Raw genomic sequence first — 6,053 nt, forward strand, 5'->3', positions numbered from 1 at the left:
AACGGGAGTGGCTCTACTGTAATTTGGACTTTTATCAGACCAAATGGACTTGTCAATGAACAATTCGAAAGACAACTTCAAAACTTTGATAATGAAATTAGTAATTGGAAGGCGGCATTGGAGAAACCAATATAGAAAAAAGAAGCTATCAAATCACATGGCTGTAAATAGACTTACAGTGGTTTTCTTTCTTTTCGCATAGCTAAATAAAGTACATAAGGTGCAAAGCATAAGGCGTTGGATTTATATCAGACATAATGTTGGTGTTTAAGAAGGGAAAGATTACTAGTGAAGGCTGTGAAAGCTGTGAAAACATTACAGATCGATAGTCCCAGATATAGGCCCTGCTGATTAGTCATATTGAACTAATTTTCTTTCGATTCCCAATTAATCAAATGAAATTTTTGTGATTTTATTCCTTTTGAATATGTAAGTATTGTACATAGCCTTCACTGCGTTCACTGCCTTCAACTTCTTCGATAGCCCACAAGCACTAACTTTTATGGTCAGTATAATATGTTTTTATAAACCTGTCAAAGAAAGGTTTGAGGCATAAACCTACTTTATAGAAGTTCAATTACTTCTAAACAGACTATAAGCCAATTGTTAAACTATACGAATCTAGTAGCACATTGTAGCACATTGTAGCACAGGCATAACTAACCTTGCGGAACTAATCCCTTCTATAAGTCACCAATTCATTCCTGTTTTAAGTTGTGAGATTCATTCATTTAATTTATTTTCCACAATGCTTATACCACTGATCTCTTTATTGTTAGCCAGTACAGTATAATGGTACAAAGGCTCCAGACAATTGAACACACGGAAATCATATAATCGCAGTTTATCCTAATAAAGATGAAAAGTTTAATGAAGCCTTTGCCTTTCTAAAAGAGGGCCTGCAAAGAAATGAGGTTATTGTTCTTACAACCACTGATTTACTAAAAGATGAAATTCTCGCCAGAATGATAAAGGAATGGAAAACGGATGTTAAAGAACTGGAATCAAGAGGTGATATCATAATTAGAACTACGGAGGAGTTGTATTTTCCAGATGGTATACCAAATATCCAACGAACAATGGCGTTATGGTCAACATTAGTAGAAAACTGTCTTGGTAAAGGTAAAAGAGGGATACGTGTTTTCGGGGATATGTCTGCATTTTTTAGAAGGGGATTTACCAAAGAATTATTTGATTATGAATCATGTTTGGGGCAGAGATTTAACTTTCCTGCTATTGGAATATGCGCATATGATTCCAAAGATATTCATAGCAATATGACATCAGAGCAAATAAGACAACTACAGCAATACCATAATCCAGCTTGGTTGGAAGATTATTAGTAAATACATCGTCAACCCTCCAAAACATTTACAGAACACGAAAAGCCAGAGTCCTCATAATAGTACTATTACTTATGATCATTGCTGCTAGGATTCATAGAGGTAATAACGCTACAAGGCTTTAAGACACTTTCATGACCTAAAACCTTGTACACTGACTGTGTCAAAGTCCGTCCAAAGATTAGTTCCAGTATAAATAAACACTTGAAAATGAAGATGTGGTCTAAATGTATATCCTGTCATCCCTACCTTTGCAATCACTTGCCCTTCGGTAATAATTTGACCAACTTGGACTTTTGAGCTATGTGGTGCTAAATGATCGTACCTAGAATATTCTTCATTCGTGTGCATGATAGCTATAAAGTTGGTGTAGTTCCAATAAATTGGATGCGGCCCACCAATGGTAGAATCGTCTTTAACATAGGTAACTATGCCGGTGGCTGCAGCAAGTACTGGAGTATTCTCCGGAACTATGAAATCAATTGCATTTCTGAGGTTTCCCGTATGAGCTGGCGAGGATGTTCTATCCACTCTTTCTAAGGAATTCTCAGGTACAGGTAATCGATAACTGTTAATAGTTCTTCTTTCCAAGTCTTATATCTTAGCTGTATATTCAGGTTCGATAAAATTCTATCTCGTTATTAATATTTATAATCCATTATTATCCCTTTTCAGAGTACGGATAAAATGTTATTTGCATTCATGCGGAACTGGCAAAGGGAATTCAAAATTCAATTTTTTACCTATCACAAATATGTCAATAAATTGTAATTGAATACTAGAAATTTTGGTTTAAATCGTTGCTGAGACTTAATGACGCGACTATGTACATCATTATTATTAGGTAAAATAGATTGCCGTCGTCTAAAAACCCTCGCTTCGTAAAATCGACCATATCAGACCTATAGTATGCTGAATTCTCTGAATGGTTCATCGGTCACTCTGGTTCCACATACTGGACAAGAAAGGATTGAGAAAAGGCAGAGATATTTCGTAAAGTTGAGCCCTACTTGACATTCCAAAATATACCTCAGTTAGAAAGACAAGGTGCAGATATACAAAGTAAGGTAGAAGAACTAGAAGAAGTAAATAAAACATACCTGTTTGATAATCACCATTAAAAGGAAAAATGGTATCATAATTTCATATTCCCACACATTTAATAACTACAAGTCCAATAAAAGAAGGATAATTGCCTTTGGATGAGATTCATTCTCCCCTTCCCCCTGAAACTACAGAGGTATTATACGGTAATGAAAATATTCAAAGAAAAGTATTGGACGGTTTTTCATGGGTAAAAAAATCACTTGATGGGTGTACTGAATCCGATGAATTAGCTATGAATGTGATATATGATGCAATATGGAATGGATTTGTTGGGCTAAAGAAAAAAGGTGTGAAACTAAGATCGATAACAGAAGTTACGCCAGATAATATTTCTTATGTAAAGAAACCAATGGAACTGTTTGAGATGAGGCATACACCAGGATTAAGAAGTAATTTTGGTATAGCTGACAAGAGAGAATGTCTACTTCATTCAGTATCACATCAAGACCAACCTTTATCGCATGCAATACATACGAATGCTAAAGCACTTGTAGAAGCACAATGTTTCCTATTTGAAACCCTTTGGAAGAATGCAATTCCAGCCGAAGAAAAGATAAAGGAAATTGAAGAAGATATGAAGCCACCTTTTACAAAAACATTAAGAGATCCCTCTCAGATACAAAAAGTTGTATTTGATCTAGTAACTTCAGCCAAACAAGAAGTTCTAATGTTATTATATAGTAATACTGCTATTGGTAACATATTTTTAAAAGGACATGAAGACGTCGCCCAAAAAAAGTTCAAGGACAAAACAATGGGCACGAAATAAAGCTTAGAATTATTGCATATCAAGAAATATACAAACAAATAGAAAAATCAATGATTCGGAAAAAAGAAAAAGCAGGGAGAGGAGGTTTATTAGGAGCACAGAAATTAGAAATTCATTTAGTTGATACTATCCAACAACAACAGCAACAACATTTACAAAATAAAATTTCATTTCTGGTTGTAGATTCAAAGGTATGTATAGTAGAAGAAGAACGACGACCAAGAGATAATAATTCCAACGAAGTGACTTTCTGGGCTACTTATACCAATACTGAATCAATAGTATTAACTCATATCTCCATATTTGAAACGCTTTGGACTCGCTCTGAACTAAAAAAAGATATTGAAATTGAAAGATGAATGAGTTAATAGTTATCGACGCATTATCTAAACATCTAACACCAGTTAAAGATCCTTTACTATGATATTAGCGGTTCTGATACGGTCTCCCTCTATCAAGAGATACATTTCTTATTAGTTGATACTTGCTTATAGTTATTTGGAGCAGTAGATAAACTCCGCCATGAGTTTCTTGTAAAAAATATAAATTTTTGTGGATACTCATTTTGCGACGGTTGCCTCAATGGTTGAGCTTTAATTTTACGCTTCCAATTGATCAACTGTTTTGTGTTGTTGGTCAACTATACTCTAAGGTAATGATAACTGACCATGTGGGTGAGAGGTTAAGGTTGAGACATTCCGTGTTATCAGGGTTCATAGTGTTTGAACTTTTCAATAATTCTTGCAAATATGTAGACATTTCATTTTCATGTACCAGGATTATCATTTGACCAATTTGGATACAAAAAGAAAAAAGATAATCATGTGTTGTTTTGTAGTTAGGTTTTTTTTCCTATCTCATCAATTACTTTTTGTTCTCCTTGTGCGATTAACTCTTTCACAGCTTTGGATGAAAAGTTTGCATTCTTTAATATGGTGGGTGATTCAATTTCACTCCTAATTATTCGTGTCACGGAAATTATCTTTGCACCATATTTTTGGATGAGTGTGTTATATTCTGATTTGATTTCTGCAATTTCGTGAGGTTTTAATCCTGATTGTTGTTCAAACTTCTCAAAGACGTTATAAAGCCGTTCTATAAGCTTTATTTGTCTTGTAATGAGCCCTGACATTTTTATATTGTCCATATCTTTATCACAAAACAGAATATCTCTTGCTCTGCTTTCAACTTCTACCATATTGGAGGGAAGCCTATCTATCCTTTGCGGGTAATTCTCTACAATAAAGATATTTTTATCCTCTCTTGGTGAGGAATAGATCACTTCCCTTATAGGGGTATTACTAAGAAGACTACCATCCCATGCGTATACACCATTTTCAACCTCGACCCAAGGAAAACCGTATAATGGATAGCCAGCACTTGCCAAAATATGTTTTGCCTTTATTTCCATTTTAGTATTATCAAATATGAGCGGTCTCGCAGTCATTACATCTACCGCAGTTATTATAAGGCGAAGAACTTCTGGTAATTCTTCTTGTGTAGCCGCAAGGTTGAGCTTTTTATAGTCGATGTATTTATCAATTGTCTTTGCAAGCGGCCAATGGTCATACAGGTATGTCCAACTTCGTGGATCTAAAAAAGATTCTTTTTTGAAAATATCCTCCTGCTTCAACCATCTTGGAACAAACATTTTTGGAACTCCAAAGACTGCAGCATTAGTAGAAGCCGAAGATATTTTCTTGGGAACATAGGTTTTTACACTTTTATCATAATCCATGACAAATATATCTGGAATAATTGTTGGAGTACTTTCTGCAAGTTCAAGCCAAAAATCCTCGAGGTCATTCTCAGGGTGGTCGCTTTTGCTTCCCACAATTATGGCAGCATTTATAGCTCCAATCGATGTTCCAGCGGCAATGTCTATTCTTACATTTCGTTTCACTAGTCCTTTAAAAACACCACATGCAAACGCTCCCAGTGAGCCACCACCTTGCATTACCAGTATGTTCTCTATATTGCGTTCCGTTTGTATTTAATTTATATATTATCATTAATTGCCACTTCAAAAGCACCTATGAATTGAGAAGTGTTATGAAGATTTGTTCTATCCTTGTTGTGAGGTGGCATTGTGAAAGTCACCTGCTGATACAAGAGGAAAAGAAAGATTAGGCTATTAGAACAGATAGGTAACGGATAAAAAGAAGAGTCTGAACCTTTCAAGAACAGCTAGCTGATCAGAAGAATTCTAAACATCTAGACTTTAGACACATTTAATTGAAAGAATTAATATGATCCCTGACGAATTGTTCAAAGTATGCTGCTTTTCTCCCTAAAAACTGTTCAATCGTGTCTGTCATTTGAGAGGCATCGCCAGCTTTAATGATATTACTGAATTCTATCAAATCAGCAATAAGCCAATCCTCCATACCAGACCCTTTCATTGATTTAATAGCTTCCCCTTGCGGTATGTCTATATATGATATTTTCTTACCAGTAACTTTTGAAAGAATTTCTGCTGCTTGACTGTACGATAATGCCTCTTGGCCGGTAATACCAAATGCTGTATTCTCATGATTAAACCTATTTTTTTCAATAAGTAGCTTTACAGCTACAGCTGCAATATCTCTAACATCTACAAAACTAACCTTTCCGTCTCCTGCAGGAACATAAAATGCATTTTGGTTTTTAATTGTCTGACCGAAGAAACTTATAAAATTCTGCATAAATGCGCCTGCACGTAAGAAGGTATATGGTATTCCAGATTCCTCTATGATTTTTTCTTCATGTCTATGCCATCTTCCGATTGATCCAACAAACTGGAAAACAGACAACTTCACTATCTGTCTGACACCATTTTTCTTTGCTTCCCTTAT

Annotated in this window: 6 protein-coding genes; 3 read left to right on the forward strand and 3 right to left on the reverse strand. The window is 35.2% G+C overall.

The genetic code is table 11. The features are described from left to right. Nucleotides 1-836 precede the first annotated feature (836 nt). Nucleotides 837-1,343, forward strand: a complete 507-nt coding sequence (locus tag DYY65_RS12075; protein WP_370519366.1) for an MEDS domain-containing protein — start codon at nucleotides 837-839, stop codon at nucleotides 1,341-1,343. 132 nt (nucleotides 1,344-1,475) lie between these two features. On the opposite strand, the gene DYY65_RS12080 is transcribed toward DYY65_RS12075, so the two are convergent. Further along, complete coding sequence (locus DYY65_RS12080) at nucleotides 1,476-1,934, reverse strand: M23 family metallopeptidase (RefSeq protein ID WP_162478205.1); 459 nt, start codon at nucleotides 1,932-1,934, stop codon at nucleotides 1,476-1,478. Between the two features lie 607 nt (nucleotides 1,935-2,541). Between DYY65_RS12080 and DYY65_RS12085 the strand changes: the two genes are divergently transcribed. Further along, the gene (locus DYY65_RS12085) at nucleotides 2,542-3,219 is read left to right on the forward strand and encodes a hypothetical protein (protein WP_162478206.1); all 678 of its coding nucleotides are present in this window, start codon (nucleotides 2,542-2,544) and stop codon (nucleotides 3,217-3,219) included. 50 nt (nucleotides 3,220-3,269) lie between these two features. Next, the gene (locus DYY65_RS12090; RefSeq protein WP_162478207.1) at nucleotides 3,270-3,578 is read left to right on the forward strand and encodes a hypothetical protein; all 309 of its coding nucleotides are present in this window, start codon (nucleotides 3,270-3,272) and stop codon (nucleotides 3,576-3,578) included. A gap of 479 nt (nucleotides 3,579-4,057) precedes the next feature. On the opposite strand, the gene DYY65_RS12095 is transcribed toward DYY65_RS12090, so the two are convergent. Beyond that, entirely contained in the window at nucleotides 4,058-5,176 is a 1,119-nt protein-coding gene (locus tag DYY65_RS12095; RefSeq protein ID WP_162478208.1) for a patatin-like phospholipase family protein, read from the reverse strand. Between the two features lie 274 nt (nucleotides 5,177-5,450). Further along, nucleotides 5,451-6,053 (reverse strand): NmrA family NAD(P)-binding protein (locus DYY65_RS12100; RefSeq protein WP_236561830.1); only part of this gene is annotated, 603 nt, incomplete at its 5' end.

The sequence above is a fragment of the Nitrososphaera sp. AFS genome, from assembly GCF_009898475.1.
Taxonomy (GTDB): domain Archaea; phylum Thermoproteota; class Nitrososphaeria; order Nitrososphaerales; family Nitrososphaeraceae; genus Nitrosopolaris.

What these genes read in the sequence shown, in the direction of transcription:
- DYY65_RS12090 (WP_162478207.1), top strand. Translation starts at nt 3,270, where the DNA reads ATGATTCGGAAAAAAGAAAAAGCAGGGAGAGGAGGTTTATTAGGAGCA.
- DYY65_RS12095 (WP_162478208.1), bottom strand. Translation starts at nt 5,176, where the DNA reads ATGCAAGGTGGTGGCTCACTGGGAGCGTTTGCATGTGGTGTTTTTAAA.